Genomic DNA, 19,421 nt, shown 5'->3' on the forward strand with positions numbered 1-19,421 from the left:
TGAAAGATTCTAAGCGACAGCCGTGGGCGCTGGCCCACGAGTGTCCCTGCTCAGGCGGCGGACCGCCTGCGGTGGTTGCCCGGTGGTGCGCACGAACGCGCGCCGCATTCGCTCCCGGTCAGACAAGCCGACTTCCTGCGCGATCACGTCCAGCGAGAGACGACCTTTTTCCAGCAAAAGCCTCGCCGCTTCCACGCGCAGGTGTTCGACTGCCTTTGCGGGCGACTGACCGGTCTCCGCGCTGAATGCCCGACTAAACTGGCGCGGGCTTAGCCCAGCGACATCGGCAAGCTCGTCGACCGTCAATGCGTTGCGCAAATTGGAGTTCGCGTAGTCGATGGCCTTCTGGACCCTGTCGGACTTCGGTTCCAGGTCAAGCAGTGTCGAAAACTGCGACTGGCCGCCCGTCCGTCGATGGTAGATCACCAGCTTGCGCGCTACCGCGCGCGAGACGTCCTGGCCGTGGTCCTTTTCAATCATGGCGAGCGCCATGTCGATCGTCGCCGTCATGCCTGCGGAGGTCCAGATCGGGCCGTCCACGATGAAAATCTGGTCCTCCTCGACAGCGATCTTCGGGAAGTGGCGCTGCAGATCGTGCGCGAACCGCCAATGGGTCGTCGCGCGCCGGCCATCCAGGACGCCCGCATGCGCCAAGATGAAGGCGCCCGTGCACGGTGCCGCGATCCGCCTCGACGTCTTCAGCGACCGCCTGACGAATTCAGTCAGCGTTGCGGAAGCGACGTCAATCTCGACACCAGAGCCAAACATGACCGTGTCAAAGGCGGTGTCACCGATGGGCTGCGAATCGACCCGGATGCCTGCGGACGACAGCACGAGTCCGCCCTCCTCCGACAGAACCGTCACGTCGTACGCACGCTCTTCGAGTACGACGTTCGCCATTTCGAACGCGGTGACTGCCGCCAGGCCCATCAGATAGAAGTTTGGAAATACGACGAAGCCGATCGTGTGCATGGAATACCCAATCTCATGTCCTGAATTGACGGTATATATGACATTTGAGACGTGGTCAACGACGATTATGCTCGACTGGCAGCCAAAGGCTCGGCCTGGCCGAGCCGGTGACTGGGCACCGACTTTGAGGCAATCGCCGCCCCGGAACCCAAATTTCAACCGTATTTCGCAAAGTACTTTCGTATGGATCGTCGATTATTGATTCTGGCACTGGGAATGTTTGCAATGGGGACCGACAACTTCGTCGTCGCCGGCATCCTTCCCGGCGTCGCGGCGTCGCTGCATACCTCCGTCAGCCTGGCGGGCCTCATGGTGACGTGTTATGCGTTGACCTATGCGGTGGCTGCGCCAGTGATGGCAGCCGTGGCGGGCAACTTGCCACGCAAGCTTCTGCTCGTTTCGGCGCTTGGCATTTTCGTCGTCGGCAACGCCTTCACTGCGCTCGCCACCGACTTGCACTGGGTTCTGGTGAGCCGGGCCGTGGCAGGATTTGGCGCCGCGCTGTTTTCCCCGACTGCATTGGGCGTTGCCTCGGCGCTTGCCGCACCTGAAAAACGCGGCCGCGCGCTGGCCGCAGTCACGGCCGGCCTCACCGGAGCAACGGCCCTCGGTTCGCCGATCGGCACTTTTATCGGCGGATTCGGAGGCTGGAGGTCGACGCTCTGGTTTGTCACCGCGCTCGGGATTGTGGCGATGATCGGCGTCTGGACGATGCTGCCATCCGTTCCCCTGCCCGCATCCGTCAGGCTGCGAGAGCGGCTTGCCCCCGTGCGCGACATGCGGATCGCGCTGACCTTGCTCACTTCGCTATTCGCGTTCGGCGGCTTCCTGATGGTCTACACGTATGCGGGCGTGGTGCTGGAGCCCGTGACGGGCGGCGACGAACGCATTCTCGCGGGCATGTTCCTGTTGTGGGGCGTCGCCGCGACGGCCGGGAACCTGCTCTCCGGCCGCCTCGTGGACCGGTTCAAGAGCCGCAACATCATCAATGCGATGCTTTGGATCGCCATCATCAATTTCTGTGCGCTGCCGTGGACCGCCGCGCATCCGTTCAGCGCTGCCATCGCGCTGGCCATCTGGGGGGTATGCGGATGGGGGCTCATCGTTCCGCAACAACACCGACTTGTGCAACTATCGCCGCATGTGGCGCCACTGCTGCTCGCCCTGAACAATACGGCCACATACATCGGACTTGCCTGCTCAGGCGTGCTTGGCGGTGTCGTGCTCCGGTCGATAGGCGCGCAGTACCTGAGTCTCGTCGCGGCCGCGTTGATAACGATGGCGTTCTTTTTTGCCGCAGCCGCGCATCGTTGCATGGAGCGGCCGCGCATGCAGCCTCACGCGACAGTGAGTCGCGAGGCCGAGCCTGTCTGATTCGTCGCCCCCCGATTCCGCGTTGGCTGCAAAAATCCGACGCGGCAGCCCCTTGACCTCTTGAGCTACCGGGCGGAATCCGGCGAGGAACCTGAAGTTGAGGTCTTGATCAATCCGTGGCGGGTAGCTTGATAGACAGCAGAGATCAATAGATCGAAAAATGCAAATTAACGAATGAATCGGGGGCCCTTATACTCCGCCCAATAACAAGGACGATAGGTGGAGACAACCATGCAAAAGACAGCCAGATTCGTTTCGCTTGCCATGCTGATCGCTTCCGGCATCGGAACGCATGGCGTGGCATTGGCGGCTGAAGGTTATCCGTCCAAACCGATTCACTTTGTTGTGCCATACCCGCCTGGCGGGCCTACGGACCTGATGGCGCGGCTGCTGCAAGCCAGCATGCAGTCGCGGCTTGGGGTGCCGGTCGTTGTGGAAAACCGCGCAGGGGCCGGGGGAAATATCGGTACGAGCGCGGTGGCAAAGGCCGCACCGGATGGCTATACGATCCTGCTGGCCGCAAGTGGCCCGATGGCGGTCAACCCGACGTTGTACAAGCAACTGTCGTACAACCCGCTGACCGAACTGGCCCCGGTCATACAGATTTCCGCGTTTCCGCTGGTGCTGGAAGTGAATCCTGGTACTTCGGTCAAGGATGTGAAATCGTTCATTGCCGCGACCAAAAACAAGCCGGGCGAATATAGCTTTGCCTCGGCCGGCAATGGCACCCCGCAGCATCTTGCCGGGGAACTGTTCAATACCGCCGTCGGCGCGAAGATGCAACACGTCGCTTACAAGGGGGCAGGTCCCGCTCTGAATGACGTCCTGGGTGGTCAGGTCCCGGTCATGTTCGATATCCTCGCCAGTTCGCTGACCTATATCAAGGCGAGCAAACTGCGCCCGCTGGCGGTCAGCACCAAAACCCGTTCGCCGGCATTGCCAGATGTGCCAACGCTTGCGGAATCAGGCCTTCCAGGCTTCGAGTTCGTCGCGTGGCACGGTATTGCAGCCCCGGCGGGAACGCCGCAGGCCATCGTGCACAAGCTCAACGGCGTGATCAACGAAATCTTCAAGGATCCGGAGTTCCGCACACGCTGGGAGGCGATTGGGACGCCGGTGGTTGGTGGCACGCCCGAGGCATTCGGTGCGCTGATCCGCAGCGAGACGACGCGACTTGGGAAGATTGTTCGGGATACCGGTGCCACCGTCGATTAGTGGCATGACCCTGGTACGTCAGCGCAGCGGGTCGCCTTTGGCCAGATGCGCGCGCAGCGTGCCCAGCAGCGCCGCAGCCGCTGGCGAAAGACTCCGGTTCCGGGCGGTTACCAGGCCGATGGAGCGTTTCGCCACCGGTGCCGTAAGCAGTCGCTCGACGATGCCTGGGTGCCTCACCGTGCTTGCGGCGATCTCGGGCAACGCCGCCACACCAAAACCACACTCGACCATCGCGGCGATCGTCGGAAGTCGCTCCGACTCGAATGATGGCTGGAAACGAATGCGATTCTGAAGGAAGGCCCACTCCGCATACTGCCGCACGCTGCTTGGGTGAGTCATCGAGATATGGGGCAGGTCAACGGTGTCGGCCCAGCGAATCGCCCCCTTGCTGCGTGCCAGCGTGTGCCCCTTCGGAATCAGGAGTACGAAGCGGTCGGACATCATGGCTTCGTATTGCAGATCCGCTTGCTGCGGGTCCGCTGCGGTCAGGGCAAAGTCGACCTCGCCTGCCCGTACCAGATCGAAGGCGGGGCCGGATAGCGTGTCGAAAACCTTGAGCGTGACCGCAGGGTGCGCGCGGTGAAAGGTCATCAGCACGCGCGGCAGCACCTTGGCCGCCAGCGAGGGCATTGCCGCGACCGCGACGCTGCCACGCTCTGCGTTGGCGATGCCTGTGACCGCGTCGACCGCTTCGCGAAAGGCCGCCTGGACATAGGTGGACTGCCGGATAAAGACTTCGCCGGCGGCGGTGAGTCGCACCGTGCGCGTGGTTCGTTCGAACAGGCGCACGCCCAGTGCTTCCTCGATGCGGAGGACCTGGGTGGATAGCGCGGATTGCGACAGGTGCAATTGCGTTGCAGCCTGTCGGAAATTGAGCGTGCGCCCAAGCAGAAGAATCGTTTCGATGTCGCGCATCGACAGATTGAGCTTCATGTCATTGATCCGTTTTTTGGATCATTCTATAGAAAGCGGTCTGCGCCATCGATCAAGGAAATCCTCAGTACGGAAAACAGGCAAGCAAGGAGAGCGGAATGCAGGAAAGCAGCGTGGAACAACCAGGTCTTCCAACCCCGGGCGCGGCGCATGCGGTTGTAGTGGGCGGCGGCACGATGGGCGCCGATGTTGCGGTGGTACTCACCCGCACGTCCTGCCGGACTACGGTTGTCGAGCCGAATGCCACAACCGCCGCCGCGCTGCGGGCCAGGATCGGCGCCAATCTCGCGGCGATCGGTCGCGAAGCTGGTGCGCGTGACTTGCAGGTGGTAAAGGATCTGGATGCAATCGACTGGAACTCGGTCGACCTCGTCATCGAATGCATCCCCGAGCGCCTGGAGTTGAAGCAGGCATTGTTCGCCCAATTGGTGCGCCTGGCTCGGCCTCACACCATATTGACCAGCAACAGCTCCAGCTTTCCGATCAGTGCCATCGGTGCGGGGCTACCCACGCGCGAGCGTATGCTCGGCCTACATTTTTTTATGCCGGCGCATCTGGTGCCACTGGTTGAGGTGGTGCTTGGCGAAGCCAGCGACATGCGCAACGCGGACGCCCTGATCGCGTTCATGCGTCGCTGCGGCATGGTACCGGTCAAGGTCATGCAGGACCTGCCCGGCTTCCTTGCCAATCGACTGCAGCACGCACTTTCCCGCGAAGCGTTCGACATGATCGATCGGGGTATTGCCTCGCCCGAAGATGTAGACGCCGCAGTACGGTTCGGTTTTGGCTTCCGTTTTCTTGCCGCCGGGCCGGTGCTGCAACGCGATCATGCAGGCATCGACGTACATGCGGCCGCCGCCGCGACGATGTATCCGACCTTCTGCAATGCCGATCAACCGGCGCAATGCCTGCGCGAGCGTGCTTCCGGCGGTCGACATGGCATGAAGAAGGGAGAGGGGTTCTATCGCTGGACGCCCGAGGCCATCGAAGCGGAAAGAGCGCGCTACGACCGCCTGCTGCGCGCTGGCCTCGATCTGATCGCCGCAGAACTGCCAGAGATCCAACCCTGAGCCAAATCCAGACAGAATCATGAGTGAGAATGTATTGCTGGCCGAATCGCCACTGGTTATCACGGTGGCGCCCAACGGCGCCTACAAGACGCATGCCGACCATTCCGCCGTACCGTTGACGCCGGCGGCGCTGGCAGCGGAGGCGCGTGCCTGCCTGGACGCCGGCGCGGCAATGATGCACATGCACGTACGCCGCGAAGACGGTCGCCATTCGCTCGATGTCACCGACTATCGCACCGCGCTGGCCGCGGTGAAGCAGGCCGTGGGCGACGAGTTGCTGGTGCAGGTAACAAGCGAGGCCGCCGGGATCTATCGCGCGCGCGAACAGATTGCGATGGTGCGCGAATTGCGCCCAGAGGCGGTCTCGATCGGCCTGCGCGAAATCGCCGTGCCGGACATCCCTGAGGGTGAGCTTGCCGCATTTCTGCAGTGGCTGGCGGTCGAGGGCGTGATGACGCAGATCATCCTTTACGACGTCGCCGACGTCCAACGCCTGCAATCATTACGCGAACGTGGCCTGATGCCGCCTGGGGCGTGGTCGGTCCTGTTCGTGCTGGGGCGCTACACGGCAGGTCAGACGTCTTCGCCGCGTGATCTGCTGCCCTTTCTGCAAGCCTTCGATCAATCGCTGCCCTGGGCGATGTGTGCCTTCGGTCGTGAGGAACACGCCTGTGCTACTGCAGCCGCGGCGTTGGGCGGTCACGTTCGCGTTGGTTTTGAGAACAACCTGAAGTTGCGCGATGGCAAGGTCGCGCCCGGCAACGCGGCACTGGTTGCACAGGCTGCGGAGGGGGCGAGAGTACTGGGCAGGCCATTGGCTGACGCCGCGGATGCGCGGCGCCTGTACAGCAAAGTGCGTTGAGCTTGCACGGGGGTCGGAAGCGATGATCAACCGACCCTTCGCGTTTCTGTTTCAGCGCGGCGAACTGTCGCTGCAGGACGAGATGGGCGAGGGCGAGAGCGATGGCCCTCGCATCGGCCTTACATCGGCGGCACCACGCCGTTCTTGCCGGCGGAGATTGCCCGCGCGACCAGTGTGCCATCGGCCTGCTTGTTGGCAAACAGCACCACGTTCGTGCCCGTCTTCAGCAGCGAACGATCGCCGGGCTCCAGCTTGACCACGGGCACTTCGGGCGGGACGACGATCGTCTTCTCCCCTTCCGGGTACTTGACCGTGATCGTCCGCCCATGGCTGACCACCACGTTGCCGACCGTGCCGTTGGTCATCGAACTGTTTCCGCGCAGATCCCACGGGCGATGCCCCGCGCCGCTGCCGGCCAGGCTTGGCGGAAAGACGTGGACTTCCAGCGCGCGCAGACTGCCATCGGCCTGCGGCATGGCCGCCGTACCGATATAGCTGCCGGAGGCGATGTCCTTCGGCTCGGCGTTCTCCACGCCACGCACGACGGTGTCCTTCGTCAGAGCCACGTCGACGTCCTTTCCTTCACGGGTATGGACCTTGATCTGGTCGCCGCTGACGGCGACGAGTTGGCCGCGCATGGCGGACTGGGCGTGTGCGGACGCGGGGGTGGCCAGCATGGCCACGAGCATCGCGGATGCGATGGCACCCGAGGCTGACAAGCGTTGAAGCATTGACATGGAATCTCCGGGAGGACGATCGGGACGACGGGGTGCGATCGGTCAAAAGACCCATCACCACGCTCCGCCGAGCCCACAGCGTAGCCGGAAACCGGAAGCTTTGCCGCGCGTCGATTTGCCACCCCAACTACATTGCCAACACCCGCGCCACCCCCTGCACGATCGCGCCACCGAGCAGGCAGATGCTCAGCCAGCCGATCGCGATCCCAACACAGTCTCGAACTTTCATCTTGCTTTCAAGACGCCTGCAACACGCTTGCCGTCAGGCACTTGCCTCCGCACTGAAGTCGCCCACGCGCCGAGGCGGGGCCGACGGGCCGGTCTGATCCCATCCCGCCAGCAATCGGATCGATTTGGACGGCGGTCCCGAATACTTGCTGGCTTCCCCTTCGTCGGCGACACCCGTGCCCCGCCCCGGCGCGGCGGAAATACCCGTGAGGTCGCGCCCGGCCACGATCAGCGGTGTGTCCGCCTGCGTGGTGGTGCGGAAGTCGTAGCCATACCGGTCACCCGCGTGAACGTTCTCTCCGGTTCCTGCCCAGGCACCGCCGGCGGCCAGCCCCATCGCCAAACATAAGGCGCGAATTGAAATAGTCTTTTTCATGTAGCTCTCCTGTTGCCACAAACTACGACTCATATTGTCGTAGAACGAAGCTTAGTCGAGCTACGCGATACCAGCAAGTCCGATTTCGGGGTGACCACTGCCTCGCTGAATGACTTGTTCAAAAAATTCTTGCCTACACGGCGAATGGCGATCGTCGATCGCGCGGATGCGTGGATGCGCGGGCCCAGCCAATCCGCGCCGGATCGTGATGGCCTGAGGCTGAATGGCGTGTGAAAGTGAGGGCGATCCGACGCCGCGCGCGTCGCTTTTTCCGCGCGCTGCATCACGGCGTGAAGCCGCTGCGTCGTTGCCTGCAGACATGCGGCGGACGGTTTACCATCGCCATTTGCCTCGCGTATTTCCCCAGGAGACCTCATGGCAGACTTGTCCGCCTACCCCATTACCCGCAAATGGCCTGCGCAGCATCCGGACCGTCTGCAGCTGTATTCGCTGAATACCCCCAATGGCATCAAGGTATCGCTGATGCTGGAAGAGACCGGCCTGCCCTATGAGCCGCATCTGGTGCGCTTCGACAAGAACGACCAGATGTCGCCGGAATTTCTTTCATTGAATCCGAACAACAAGATCCCGGCGATCATCGACCCCGACGGCCCGGGCGGCAAGCCGCTGGCGCTGTTCGAATCCGGCGCGATCCTGCTCTACCTGGCGGAGAAAACGGGCAAGTTCCTGCCCCCCGATGCGGCGGGCCGCTACGAGATGATCCAGTGGGTCATGTTCCAGATGGGTGGCGTCGGCCCGATGTTCGGCCAGGTGGGCTTCTTCCACAAATTCGCCGGCAAGGATTACGAGGACAAGCGCCCGCGCGATCGCTATGCGTCGGAATCGCGCCGCCTGCTAAATGTGCTGAACGAACGGCTCAAGGGCCGCACATGGATCATGGGCGACGACTACACCATCGCCGACATGGCCACGTTCCCGTGGGTGCGCAATATCGTGGGGTTCTATGAGGCGGGCGACCTGGTCGGCATCAAGAACTTCCCGGAGGTCACGCGCGTGCTGCACGCCTTCCTGGACCGCCCGGCCGTGCAGCGCGCGGTCAACATCCCCAAGCGTCCCGAGTAATCCTCACGCGACGAAGCCGGATCGTCAGGCGGCGTAGCCCAGCAAGGTGCTGATCGCCGCGGCTTCCTCGCGCACGGCACGACCAATCGGCCCGTCGATGGACGGGTCGAATCCCCCGGTGGCGCCGAGCGCCGTCAGCACCGCGCATACGCGCCCCGTGTAGTCGCGCACGGGCGCCGCCACTGCGCTGATTCCCTTCAGATTCGTATCGCGCACCGCTGCGCAGCCATCAGCCGATACCGCCTCGCGCAGCTTGCCGAGCGGATCGTCCGGGTCCAGCTGGGTGCGCTGATCCGGCGTGGCCGCCTCCAGTTCCGCCCTGGCCAGCGCCTGCACGCTGGCCTCGCCGAGCATCCCCAGGAACACCCGTCCGGTGGCCGACCACAGCAGCGGCATCACCGAGCCCGCCCGCACGTTGACCGTCACCGGCAACCCCGGCTCCTCGATCCGGATGATCGTCGGCCCCTTGTTGCCCATCACCGAGACAAAGCACGTGACCTCCAGCCGCTCCCGCAGGCGGATCAGCGACGCCTCGGCCAGCCGGATCGGGTCCGCCTGCCGCATCGCCGCTAGACCGATCTGCAAGGCCTCGATGCCCAGGTGGTACTGCTGCGTACCGCTCTCCTGCGCCACCAGCCCCGCCTCGATCAGGCTGGCGAGGTAGCGATGCACCTTGGCCGGGCTTTCGTCGACGTGGGTCGCGATGGCCGTCAGGCTGGCCCGGCCGCCGAGGCGCGCCAGCCCCTTGAGCACGGCCATGCCGGTTTCGGCGGCCTGCACGCGCTGGCGCCGCTCGCGGGGGCGGGCGTCCGGTGAGGAAAGGTCGGGCTTGGTCGACATGGCGCTGAGGTTAACCCCCATTCAACGATTACGCAATGCGTATATTATTTACGCAAAACAGGCCACCCACCATCCGGCCAAATACCCAGGAGACCGCCCCAATATGCCCCGCCACCGTCTTGCGGCCGTGTGTGCCGCGTCCGCCACGTTCTCGCTGCTTGCCGCCGTGCCCGCCCATGCCGCCGACAACTATCCGGCCAAGCCGATCCGCTGGATCGTGCCCTACGCCGCTGGCGGCGGCTCGGACTTCCTCGCCCGCACCATCGGCCAGGGGCTGTCGACCAAGGTTGGCCAGCCTGTCGTGGTCGACAACAAGCCAGGCGGCAATACGGCCATCGGCGCGTCGGAAACCGCACGCGCCGCGGCGGACGGTTACACGGTGCTCTCGGCAGACAACGGCACGCTAGTCTTCAACCCGGCGCTGTACAAGACGCTCTCCTACAGCCCGACCAAGGACCTGGCGCCGGTGACGCTGCTGGGCCGTTTCCCGATGATCCTGGTGGTTGGCCCGGGCAGCCAGGCCAAGACCGCGCAGGAATTCATCGCACAGGTCAAGGCCACCCCGGGCGGCATCAACTACGGGTCCGCCGGTGCCGGTAGCCCGCACCACCTGGCCATGGAACTGCTGAAGGTGGAAGCCCACCTGACGATGACTCACGCGCCGTATCGCGGTGCCGCCCCCGCGTTGTCCGACGTCGCGGCCGGCCAGATTCCCGCGATGATGGTCGACTACGCCGCCGGCGCCGGTTTCATCAAGGGCGGCAAGGTGCGCCCGCTGGCCGTCGCCAACGCCACGCGCCTGCCGCAGCTGCCCGATGTGCCGACCTTCGCCGAACTGGGCTACAAGAACGTGGAAGCCGCCGCGCTGGTCGGCATGGTGGTGCCGTCGGCCACGCCGCCGGACGTGATCAACGCGCTGAACAAGCAGGTCGTGGCCGCGATCAAGGAGCCCGGCGTCAACAAGAAGCTGGTGGACTTTGGCGTGGAGCCGGTGGGCAACACGCCCGCGCAATACACCGATCTGCTGCGCAGCGAGACCACGCGCTGGACCCGGCTTATCCAGGACCTGAAGATTTCCCTCGATTAAGTAGCGGTCGTTTCAAAAAGATCCTGGCGTCGTTGCCGCGTTTGCCACACTCGCTTGCCGTACTACTTGTACTGCCTGCGGCCGCGCGTCTAGCCAGGACCGCTATCGCTTCATTCTGATAGCACCCCAAGGCCACCCGGCCAACTAGCAGCCCCTTGCATCGCCGCCCCGTGTCCACCGGATGCGGGGCGATCGCCCAGGCCTCACCTCAGTACGGAGCGCGCAGCATGTCCCAATCCCCTTCACCCTCCCGCGCCGGGGGTTGCCCCATCGACCACAGCGCCCTGCGCGCACCGGACGGTTGCCCCGTGAGCCACAATGCCGCAGCGTTCGACCCGTTCGAGGATGGCTACCAGCAGGACCCGCCGGACTACGTGCGCTGGTCGCGCGAGCAGGAGCCCGTGTTCTACAGCCCGAAGCTTGGCTACTGGGTGGTGACACGCTATGCGGACATCAAGGCGATCTTCCGCGACAACCTCACCTTCAGCCCGGCCATCGCGCTGGAAAAGATCACGCCGACGGGCGAGGAAGCCAACGCGGTGCTGGCGTCCTACGGCTATGCGATGAACCGCACGCTGGTCAATGAAGACGAACCGGCTCACATGCCGCGCCGCCGTGCGCTGATGGAGCCCTTCACGCCGGCCGAGCTGGCCCATCACGAACCGATGGTGCGGCAGCTGGCGCGCGAGTACGTCGACCGCTTTATCGACGATGGCCACGCGGACCTGGTCGACCAGATGCTGTGGGAAGTGCCGCTGACGGTGGCGCTGCATTTCCTCGGCGTCCCCGAGGAAGACATGGACCTGCTGCGCCAGTACTCGATCGCGCACACGGTCAACACCTGGGGGCGGCCAAAGCCCGAGGAGCAGGTGGCCGTGGCGCACGCCGTCGGCAATTTCTGGCAGCTCGCCGGCAAGATCCTGGACAAGATGCGCGAGGACCCGTCCGGCCCGGGCTGGATGCAGTACGGCCTGCGCAAGCAGCGCGAGTTGCCCGAGGTGGTGACCGATTCCTACCTGCACTCGATGATGATGGCCGGCATTGTGGCCGCGCATGAGACCACGGCCAATGCATCGGCCAATGCGATCAAGCTGCTGCTCCAGCATCCGGACGTGTGGCGCGAAATCTGCGAAGACCCGGCGCTGATCCCCAATGCTGTGGAAGAGTGCCTGCGCCACAACGGCTCCGTGGCGGCATGGCGGCGCATCGTCACGCGCGACACCGAGGTCGGCGGCATTGCGCTGCCGGCGGGCACGAAGCTGCTGATCGTGACGTCATCCGCCAACCACGATGAACGGCACTTCGCCGATGCGGACCTCTTCGACATCCGTCGCGACAATGCCAGCGACCAGCTGACGTTTGGCTATGGCTCGCACCAGTGCATGGGCAAGAACCTGGCGCGCATGGAGATGCAGATCTTCCTGGAGGAGCTGACGCGCCGCCTGCCCCATATGCGGCTGGCCGAGCAGCGCTTCACGTACGTGCCGAATACCTCCTTCCGGGGCCCGGAACACCTCCGAGTGGAGTGGGACCCGGCGCAGAACCCGGAGCTGGCCGACCCCTCGGTGCTGTCCGCGCGCGCATCGGTGCGCATCGGCGAGCCCTCCGGACACGCGGCCAGCCGCACCGTAGTGGTCGAGCACATCGATCCGGCCGCCGACGGCGTGGTGCGCTTGCGCCTGGCCTCGCCGGACGGCAAGGCGCTGCCGCGCTGGTCGCCGGGATCGCATATCGATGTGGAGTGCGGCAGCACGGGCATCTCGCGGCAGTACTCGCTGTGTGGCGATCCGGCCAATACGGGGGCCTTCGAGATCGCCGTGCTGCGCGAGACGGAAAGCCGTGGCGGCTCGGCATGGATTCACGACAGCGTGCGGCGGGGCGACAGGCTCAAGATTCGCGGCCCGCGCAACCACTTCCGGCTGGACGAGGGCTGCCGCAAGGCGATCTTTATCGCCGGCGGCATTGGCGTGACGCCGGTCAGCGCCATGGCGCGCCGCGCACGCGAACTGGGCATCGACTACACGTTCCACTATTGCGGCCGTTCGCGGAGCGCGATGGCGATGCTCGATGAACTCGTCGCGCTGCATGGCGAGCGGTTGCGCGTGCATGCGCGCGATGCGGGCCAGCGCGCGGACTTCGCCGAGATCCTGGGCGCACCCGATGCCGACACGCAGATCTATGCCTGTGGCCCGGCGCGCATGATCGAGGCGCTGGAGGCGCAGTGCGCCGCGTGGCCCGAGGATGCATTGCGGGTGGAGCATTTCGTGTCGGCACTCGGCACGCTGGACCCGTCGAAGGAGCAGCCGTTTACGGTGGAGCTGAAGGACTCCGGCCTGACCGTCGAAGTGCCCGCCGGCCAGACCCTGCTGACGGCCCTGCGCGGTGCCAACATCGATGTGCAGAGCGACTGCGAGGAAGGGCTGTGCGGATCGTGCGAGGTGCGCGTGCTGGCGGGCGATGTGGATCATCGCGACGTGGTGCTGACCCGCGGCGAGCGCGAGGCGAACAACCGGATGATGGCGTGCTGCTCGCGCGCGGCCAGGGGCGGAAAGCTGGTGCTGGAGCTTTGACGTGGCGCCTCAATGGAAATCCCGGCTCCCTACCAGCAGTCGCCCAAGCAGTGGGCTCAGATCCACCAGCTCCTGCGCGACCAGGTGTTTCACCTCGCCCTGCCGCTGCCATGTGCCGATCACCCCTAGCAGCGTGGCGCCCAGCATCTCCTTGCGCTGACGTTCGACGAGGTCCGGCCACACGATCACGTTGACCGCGCCGGTCTCGTCCTCGATCGACGTAAAGATCGTGCCGCTAGCCGTGGAGGGCCGCTGGCGCACCGTGACGATGCCGCATGCGCGCACCCGCCTGCCGTTGCCACAATGGGACAGCTGCTGCGCGGTCAGGTACTTCAACGCGGTCAGCCGCCGCCGCAGCAGCGTCAGCGGGTGGCACTTCAGCGACAGTCCCAGGCTGGCGTAATCCGCCGCCACGTCCTCGCCGATCCTGGGTTCGGGCAGCAGCAATTCGCTCTCGGCCGGAGGCGCGTCGTGCAGCAGGTCGCGATGCGCGGTCTGCACGGCTGCGCCCCGCGCATGCCAGCGGGCCTGCCGGCGGTGCCCGGCCAGCGAGACCAGCGCGTCGGCCGCGGCCAGCACGTCGATATCGTGCCGGTCCAGCTGCGCGCGGCGTGCCAGGTCCTCCACGCTCTCGAATGGCCGCTCGGCACGCGCGGCCTCGATCCGCAGCGCGGCCGCATCGCGCATGCCCTTCACGCGGTTCATTCCCAGCCGCACATCCCGAAAGCGCTGACCGGGCCGCCGTGGTTCCAGCGTGCTTTCCCAGTGGCTGATCGTCACGTCCACCGGCTGCGTGACCACGCCATGCCGGCGCGCATCCTGCACGAGCTGCGAGGGCGAATAGAAGCCCATTGGCTGGCTGTTGAGCAGCGCATACAGGAACGCATCCGGGTAATGGCACTTGATCCAGGCGCTCACGTACACCAGCTTGGCAAAACTGGCCGCATGGCTTTCCGGAAACCCGTATTCGCCAAACCCTTCGATCTGCTTGCAGATGGCCAGCGCGAACGACTCCGGATATCCACGCGTGGTCAGCGCGCGTACCAGCGCGTCCTGATGCTTCTTCAGGTCGCCACGCCGGCGCCATGCGGCCATCGACCGGCGCAACTGGTCCGCCTGCCCCGGCGTAAAGCCGGCCGCGTCGATGGCCAGCTGCATCACCTGCTCCTGGAAGATCGGCACGCCCAGCGTGCGCCCCAACACGCGGCGAATCACGTCGTTGAAGTAGGTCGGCAGCTTGCCGGTGCGGCGCAGATCCTCGCGCCGCTTGAGGTAGGGATGCACCATGCCGCCCTGGATCGGCCCAGGCCGCACGATGGCCACCTCCACCACCAGGTCGTAGTACTGGCGTGGCTGCAGGCGCGGCAGCATCGACTGCTGCGCGCGCGATTCGATCTGGAACACGCCGACCGTATCGGCCTTGCAGATCATCTCGTAGGTGGCGTCATCGGTCTCCGGCAGGTCTTCCATGCGGCACGGCAGGCCGGCGCGGTCCGGCTCGGGGTTCGGTACCATCGCCAGCGCGCGCCGGATCGCGGTCAGCATGCCCAGCGCCAGCACGTCCACCTTGAGCAGCCCCAGCGACTCCAGGTCGTCCTTGTCCCACTGGATGACGCTGCGGTTTTCCATCGCCGCATTCTCGATCGGCACCAGCCGCGACAGCTTGTGCCGCGCGATCACGAATCCGCCCACGTGCTGCGACAGGTGGCGCGGGAACCCGCGCAACTGCTCGGTCAGGCTGGCCCACTGGCGCACCGCCGGCGATTCGGGGTCCAGCCCGTAACGCGTGAGCCGCGCGAGAAACGCCATGCCGCCGTCCCACCACGCCTGCCCCTTGACCACCTGCTCCACCACGCCGGGGTCGATGCCGAGCGCGCGCCCCACGTCGCGCAACGCACTGCGCGACCGGTACGTGATCAGCGACGCCGCCAGCGCAGCGCGATGGCGGCCATATTTCTCATAGATGTACTGGATGACTTCCTCGCGCCGCTGGTGCTCGAAGTCCACGTCGATATCGGGCGGCTCATCGCGCTCGCGCGAGAGGAAGCGGCCGAACAGCAGGTTGGCCTGCTCCGGGCTGACCTCGGTGATATGCAGGCAGTAGCAGACCAGCGAGTTGGCCGCCGATCCCCGCCCCTGGCACAGGATGCCGCGCCCGCGCGCAAAGCGGACGATGTCGTGCACGGTCAGGAAGAATGGCTCGTATGACTTCTCCTCGATCAGTTCGAGCTCGCCATGGAGCTGGGCCTCCCACTCGGGCGCCATGCCATGCGGAAAGCGTTCCCGCATGCCGCGCTCCACTTCCTTGCGCAGATAGCTGATAGGAGTCTCGTTATCGGGGACCAGCTCCTCGGGATACTCGTAGCGCAGCGTATCCAGCGAGAACTTGCACTGCCCAGCAATCACCAGCGTCTGCGCCAGCGTCTCGCGCGGATAGAGCCGCGACAGCACCTGCCGCATGCGCAGGTGGGCCTCCGCATTGGGCGCCAGCGCCATGCCGCAGGCGGGCAGCGGCTGGCTCAGGCGGATCGCAGTCAGCACATCGGCCAGCGGCTTGCGCGAGCGCACGTGCATGTTGACCGCGCCCGCCGCCACCAGCGGCAGCCCCGTTTCGGCGGAAACCGTCTGCAGGCGCGACCGGTGCAACGCCTCGGCGTGGCCTTGCAAGTGCTCCAGCGCCATCCACGCGCGATCGCCGAAGGTCTCGCGGCACCACGCGGCCTGCGCACGCAGGACGTCCGGATCGGCGCAGTAGTCGGGCAGCAGGATCGCCAGGCAATCGGGCATGCCGCGCAGGTGCGCCTGCGCGGGGGCGGGGTCGGCGATATCCGACGGATACAGCAGGTAGCTGCCCTTCTCCGCGCGCGTGCGGCCCAGCGTGATGAACTCGCAGAGATTGCCGAAGCCCTCGCGGTTCCGGGCCAGCAACACCAGGCGCGGCGGCGGCATGGCGTCCGCCTGCATCGGCGGGGCAGCCAGCACGAAGCGGCTGCCGATGATCAGGTTGAACGCATCGGCCGCGGCCGCGCGGGCTTCCAGCACGCGGTGACGCCGCGCGGCGGCATCGGGGTCCTCATCCTCGTCGACGTCCGGCGGCGGTATCTCGTCGTCATCGGCCCCGGCCTCTTCCGGCGCAAACGCCGCCAGCTCGTCCGCATCGTCGATCTCCCCGGCGGCCTGCCCCGCCGCCAGCCGTCGCGCACTGCGCGCCACGGCTTCCCACATCTCCTCGCGCAGCACCTTGATCGCGTGGTGGGCCCGCGCGGTACCGGCCACCGAGCATTCATCGGTCAACGCCAGCCCGCTGTAGCCCAGCCGGAACGCGCGCGCGATCAGCTCCTGCGGATGCGAGGCGCCGGTGAGAAACGTGAAGTTGGAAATGCAATGCAGCTCGACGTAGTCGGGCAGCGACGGCAGCAGCGAGGAGAGTCCGGGCAGCGATGGCAACATGGCGATCCCCGGGGCTCAGGCAAACAGCCCGTGCAGGAACCAGCGGTATTCGCCGCCATCCTCCTGCCCGTCACGCGTGGGGTGGCCCGGGCGCTCGCGATAGACCCAGCAGCGCAGCCCGTCGGCACGCTCGGCGATGAAGTAGTCGCGCGTGGCCAGGCCGCCGTCCCACCAGCCGGCCTCGATCCGCTCGGGGCGCGTCAGCATGACCAGCGGGCCGTCGTACACCGGCCGGTGCTTGTGCACACGCAGCGACAGCGGCGCTTCCAGCAGCCACAGCGGACGTTCCGGCGGCGGAGCGCCGATGGCGGGCGACCGCGCCGCGCCGCGCGCGGGCGGCTCGTCCACCGGGCACCACTGGTTCGCGCGTTCGGGACGATGGTCGGCCAGCGGGCGCGGCTGCAACACGTTGTCGCGGCCGAGGCGCGCCATCAGCGTGTCGAGCAGGCGGCCCAGCTCGGCAGGCTCCGCACCGGGCTCCGGGAACAGCGAATCGCTCTGCGGCACGCAGGTCTCCATCGCCTCCACGCGCAAGGCCAGGCCGCCCACGGGCGCATGAAAGCGGACCTTGTCGAGCTTTTCGCGCAGCAGCTTCGACAGGTGGGCCGCGTCGCGGCTCGGCTGCGCCAGCCCCAGCGGCACGAGCGTGCTGTCGGTGTCCTCGCCCAGCCGGTAGCGCTCGTGTTCCAGCACCAGCACGCAGCGCGTCACGCCGGCCTGTTGCGCGGCCAGCCAGCCCGAGAGCGCCAGCAGCAGCCGCTGCGCACCGGCCAGCACGCCCTCGGCCGACTCGATCCGGCCCGGCAGCTCCAACCGCTGCGCAAACGTCGGCGGCGCCTCGAACCACGCAAACCCGGTTGGCACCTTGCCATAGGCCTGGTCCAGCCGGTCCAGCAGTTCGGTGCCGATCCGGCGCGACAGTCCCGCGCGCGGCAGGCGGCGCACCTGCGCCAGCGTGCGGCAGCCGACCCCCTCCAGCCATGCCGGATCGGCCAGCGTGTGCAGGCATTCCACCGGCAACCGGTCCAGCAGGCGCGTCATGCGCGCGGCGCTCACCGCCCGGCGCGCGGGCCGCACGATGCCACGCGGCCCGCGCCGTAGCGGCTGGCGCGCGAGCCACGCCGCACCCTGCGCGGTGGTGCCGCTGCCGATCTGCGCGAAGGTACCCAGCTGGCGCACGCGGGCGCGGATGGCCCGGCACAGCGCGCGATGGCCACCAAACAGGCGCAGGCTGGCGGTCACGTCGAGCATGACGGTGGCGGCCTCCGGCTCGGGGTCGATCGTCACGGCCGGCGTGAAATGCAGCAACGTCAGCGCCACCGACGTCATCAATGCGGCCTCCGCCACGGGGTCGCGATCGAGCTGAACGACGTCCGCGGAGAGCGCCTGCACGCCGCCGCGCCGCATGCCGTAGCGCACGCCCAGCGCCATGGCCGGACCGTTGGCCAGCACCACGCGCTCGTGCTCCACCACCGCCACCGGCAGCGCCTGATGCAGCGTACCGGTGTCGGGGGCAGAGGGCGCGAAAGGCGCGGAGGGGGCGCCGGCGGCCTCAGGCCAGCTCGGTTGCAACGCGTCCAGCGACAGGCGCGGCAGGTGCACCGCGATCCAGTACGTGGGCCACGCCGGCATGGTCGTGAACATGATCAGGCCCTGCCGCGACGGCAGGCGAAACAACGGGGGAACCCGCGGGCGCGGCGGCACGTCCGGGCACGTGCGCCATGCCATCGAGCGGCAACAGCAGCGGCGTGTCCCGCACGGGGCCTCGCCGCTTATGGAAGACGATCGACATCACATTGCCGGGCAGCGGTGACAACGCCAGGCGCAGCATGGCTGGCGACGATTCATGCAGCACGCGCAGCGGACGCAACGCCCAGACGACCGTGTCACCGGCCTGCGCCAACACCTGCAGGCGGCGCAGCGCCTCCGGCCGCGCACCGGCCAGCCAGACCAGCACGGCGCCAAAGGCCTGGCTGCGCAGCATCTGCTCGGCCGCCCACAGCATGTCCGTACGCCGGGAGGCCAGCGTGGCCTCCGCCGAGGGCCGTACCCAATAGAGCTGACGCGCGGGCAGCCGGCCATCGGCCAGTCCGGCCGCATTGGGCAGGTACGGCGGATTGACCAGCCCCACGCGGCGCCCTGCGGCGGTCAGGGTGCGCAAGGCCGGCATCAGCAGGCGTAACTCCCCCGCGCCATCCTGCGCCAGCAGCAGTTCCGTCACCGCGCCAGTGGGCCAGCCGCCGCCGGGCAGTTCCGCCGTCAACGCGCCATAGCCGGTCGGGCACACCGGCAGGCGGCCGGCACGGCCCAGCTGGCCGGCGCGCCACAGCCCGGGGTAGCGGTGTTCGAGCTCGCTGACCGCCACCCGGCGCCCGGGTCCGGAGAGCGGGGGCGGCAAGGTCGATAGTGGCGATGGGGATGCGCGGTCCTCCGCCAGGAGCGGTGCGGCATGCGATAGCGCAGTCATTGGCGCGGTCATTGGTGATGCGGGAGGCTCGTGTCGAAAGGTAAAAACCCATCGGCACGCGCGCTGGAAGTTTCTCGATACTGTATGTTTATACAGTATTGGCGCCGACGCAAGAGGGACACGCGCGATGTGGAACAGGCATTGCACAAAGCGAGCC

General features: G+C 66.4%; 15 protein-coding genes. 7 read left to right on the top strand and 8 right to left on the bottom strand.

Going from position 1 to position 19,421, the window contains the following annotated elements:
- Nucleotides 1-9: 9 nt before the first annotated feature.
- Nucleotides 10-972, bottom strand: coding sequence for a GlxA family transcriptional regulator (locus AC1DOX_RS27625; RefSeq protein WP_441623899.1), 963 nt, complete (start codon nt 970-972; stop codon nt 10-12).
- A 183-nt stretch (nt 973-1,155) separates the two neighbouring features.
- On the opposite strand from AC1DOX_RS27625, the gene AC1DOX_RS27630 reads away from it, so the two are divergent.
- Together AC1DOX_RS27630 and AC1DOX_RS27635 are read left to right on the top strand one after the other, a co-directional pair.
- Nucleotides 1,156-2,346 (top strand): MFS transporter, encoded by a 1,191-nt coding sequence (locus AC1DOX_RS27630; protein WP_441623897.1) that lies wholly within the window; start codon nt 1,156-1,158, stop codon nt 2,344-2,346.
- Nucleotides 2,347-2,577: 231 nt separating this feature from the next.
- Nucleotides 2,578-3,561 (top strand): Bug family tripartite tricarboxylate transporter substrate binding protein, encoded by a 984-nt coding sequence (locus AC1DOX_RS27635; RefSeq protein ID WP_477114078.1) that lies wholly within the window; start codon nt 2,578-2,580, stop codon nt 3,559-3,561.
- A gap of 18 nt (nt 3,562-3,579) precedes the next feature.
- Here the strand turns inward: AC1DOX_RS27635 and AC1DOX_RS27640 are convergent, their stop codons facing one another.
- The gene (locus AC1DOX_RS27640; RefSeq protein WP_441623893.1) at nt 3,580-4,494 is read right to left on the bottom strand and encodes a LysR family transcriptional regulator; all 915 of its coding nucleotides are present in this window, start codon (nt 4,492-4,494) and stop codon (nt 3,580-3,582) included.
- Nucleotides 4,495-4,592: 98 nt separating this feature from the next.
- Here AC1DOX_RS27640 and AC1DOX_RS27645 point away from each other — a divergent pair, with 98 nt between their 5' ends.
- Together AC1DOX_RS27645 and AC1DOX_RS27650 are read left to right on the top strand one after the other, a co-directional pair.
- Nucleotides 4,593-5,564 carry a 3-hydroxyacyl-CoA dehydrogenase family protein gene (locus AC1DOX_RS27645; RefSeq protein ID WP_441623891.1) on the top strand — a complete coding sequence of 324 codons (972 nt, stop codon included), beginning with the start codon at nt 4,593-4,595 and terminating at the stop codon, nt 5,562-5,564.
- A 19-nt stretch (nt 5,565-5,583) separates the two neighbouring features.
- Entirely contained in the window at nt 5,584-6,426 is an 843-nt protein-coding gene (locus AC1DOX_RS27650; RefSeq protein WP_441623889.1) for a beta-keto acid cleavage family enzyme, read from the top strand.
- Nucleotides 6,427-6,545: 119 nt separating this feature from the next.
- Here AC1DOX_RS27650 and AC1DOX_RS27655 read toward each other — a convergent pair whose 3' ends face one another.
- Both AC1DOX_RS27655 and AC1DOX_RS27660 read right to left on the bottom strand, forming a co-directional pair.
- A complete protein-coding gene (locus AC1DOX_RS27655) occupies nt 6,546-7,163 on the bottom strand; it encodes a DUF5666 domain-containing protein (RefSeq protein WP_441623887.1) in 618 nt (205 codons plus the stop codon).
- Between the two features lie 262 nt (nt 7,164-7,425).
- Nucleotides 7,426-7,767, bottom strand: coding sequence for a hypothetical protein (locus tag AC1DOX_RS27660; protein WP_477114077.1), 342 nt, complete (start codon nt 7,765-7,767; stop codon nt 7,426-7,428).
- Between the two features lie 375 nt (nt 7,768-8,142).
- On the opposite strand from AC1DOX_RS27660, the gene AC1DOX_RS27665 reads away from it, so the two are divergent.
- Nucleotides 8,143-8,850, top strand: a complete 708-nt coding sequence (locus AC1DOX_RS27665) for a glutathione S-transferase N-terminal domain-containing protein (RefSeq protein WP_441623883.1) — start codon at nt 8,143-8,145, stop codon at nt 8,848-8,850.
- Nucleotides 8,851-8,874: 24 nt separating this feature from the next.
- Here AC1DOX_RS27665 and AC1DOX_RS27670 read toward each other — a convergent pair whose 3' ends face one another.
- Complete coding sequence (locus tag AC1DOX_RS27670; protein WP_441623881.1) at nt 8,875-9,690, bottom strand: IclR family transcriptional regulator; 816 nt, start codon at nt 9,688-9,690, stop codon at nt 8,875-8,877.
- 103 nt (nt 9,691-9,793) lie between these two features.
- Here AC1DOX_RS27670 and AC1DOX_RS27675 point away from each other — a divergent pair, with 103 nt between their 5' ends.
- Both AC1DOX_RS27675 and AC1DOX_RS27680 read left to right on the top strand, forming a co-directional pair.
- On the top strand, nt 9,794-10,777 hold the full coding sequence (locus tag AC1DOX_RS27675) for a Bug family tripartite tricarboxylate transporter substrate binding protein (protein ID WP_092137718.1): 984 nt from the start codon (nt 9,794-9,796) through the stop codon (nt 10,775-10,777).
- Between the two features lie 227 nt (nt 10,778-11,004).
- Entirely contained in the window at nt 11,005-13,347 is a 2,343-nt protein-coding gene (locus tag AC1DOX_RS27680) for a cytochrome P450/oxidoreductase (RefSeq protein ID WP_441623879.1), read from the top strand.
- A 9-nt stretch (nt 13,348-13,356) separates the two neighbouring features.
- On the opposite strand, the gene AC1DOX_RS27685 is transcribed toward AC1DOX_RS27680, so the two are convergent.
- Genes AC1DOX_RS27685 through imuA form a run of 3 tightly spaced genes read right to left on the bottom strand, consistent with a single transcriptional unit; the run spans nt 13,357 to nt 19,264 of the window.
- Complete coding sequence (locus tag AC1DOX_RS27685) at nt 13,357-16,797, bottom strand: error-prone DNA polymerase (RefSeq protein WP_441623877.1); 3,441 nt, start codon at nt 16,795-16,797, stop codon at nt 13,357-13,359.
- A gap of 15 nt (nt 16,798-16,812) precedes the next feature.
- On the bottom strand, nt 16,813-18,441 hold the full coding sequence (locus tag AC1DOX_RS27690) for a Y-family DNA polymerase (protein ID WP_477101607.1): 1,629 nt from the start codon (nt 18,439-18,441) through the stop codon (nt 16,813-16,815).
- Entirely contained in the window at nt 18,350-19,264 is a 915-nt protein-coding gene (gene imuA, locus AC1DOX_RS27695) for a translesion DNA synthesis-associated protein ImuA (protein ID WP_441624366.1), read from the bottom strand. The genes AC1DOX_RS27690 and imuA overlap by 92 nt, the downstream gene beginning before the upstream one ends.
- Nucleotides 19,265-19,421 lie beyond the last annotated feature (157 nt).

It is taken from the genome of Cupriavidus sp. 01L415 (assembly GCF_056400065.1).

Excerpts from the sequence above, each read along its gene's own strand:
- AC1DOX_RS27625 (WP_441623899.1), bottom strand. The coding sequence starts at position 972 with ATGCACACGATCGGCTTCGTCGTATTTCCAAACTTCTATCTGATGGGC.
- AC1DOX_RS27630 (WP_441623897.1), top strand. The coding sequence starts at position 1,156 with ATGGATCGTCGATTATTGATTCTGGCACTGGGAATGTTTGCAATGGGG.
- AC1DOX_RS27635 (WP_477114078.1), top strand. The coding sequence starts at position 2,578 with ATGCAAAAGACAGCCAGATTCGTTTCGCTTGCCATGCTGATCGCTTCC.
- AC1DOX_RS27640 (WP_441623893.1), bottom strand. The coding sequence starts at position 4,494 with ATGAAGCTCAATCTGTCGATGCGCGACATCGAAACGATTCTTCTGCTT.
- AC1DOX_RS27645 (WP_441623891.1), top strand. The coding sequence starts at position 4,593 with ATGCAGGAAAGCAGCGTGGAACAACCAGGTCTTCCAACCCCGGGCGCG.
- AC1DOX_RS27650 (WP_441623889.1), top strand. The coding sequence starts at position 5,584 with ATGAGTGAGAATGTATTGCTGGCCGAATCGCCACTGGTTATCACGGTG.
- AC1DOX_RS27655 (WP_441623887.1), bottom strand. The coding sequence starts at position 7,163 with ATGTCAATGCTTCAACGCTTGTCAGCCTCGGGTGCCATCGCATCCGCG.
- AC1DOX_RS27660 (WP_477114077.1), bottom strand. The coding sequence starts at position 7,767 with ATGAAAAAGACTATTTCAATTCGCGCCTTATGTTTGGCGATGGGGCTG.
- AC1DOX_RS27665 (WP_441623883.1), top strand. The coding sequence starts at position 8,143 with ATGGCAGACTTGTCCGCCTACCCCATTACCCGCAAATGGCCTGCGCAG.
- AC1DOX_RS27670 (WP_441623881.1), bottom strand. The coding sequence starts at position 9,690 with ATGTCGACCAAGCCCGACCTTTCCTCACCGGACGCCCGCCCCCGCGAG.
- AC1DOX_RS27675 (WP_092137718.1), top strand. The coding sequence starts at position 9,794 with ATGCCCCGCCACCGTCTTGCGGCCGTGTGTGCCGCGTCCGCCACGTTC.
- AC1DOX_RS27680 (WP_441623879.1), top strand. The coding sequence starts at position 11,005 with ATGTCCCAATCCCCTTCACCCTCCCGCGCCGGGGGTTGCCCCATCGAC.
- AC1DOX_RS27685 (WP_441623877.1), bottom strand. The coding sequence starts at position 16,797 with ATGTTGCCATCGCTGCCCGGACTCTCCTCGCTGCTGCCGTCGCTGCCC.
- AC1DOX_RS27690 (WP_477101607.1), bottom strand. The coding sequence starts at position 18,441 with ATGTTCACGACCATGCCGGCGTGGCCCACGTACTGGATCGCGGTGCAC.
- imuA (WP_441624366.1), bottom strand. The coding sequence starts at position 19,264 with ATGACTGCGCTATCGCATGCCGCACCGCTCCTGGCGGAGGACCGCGCA.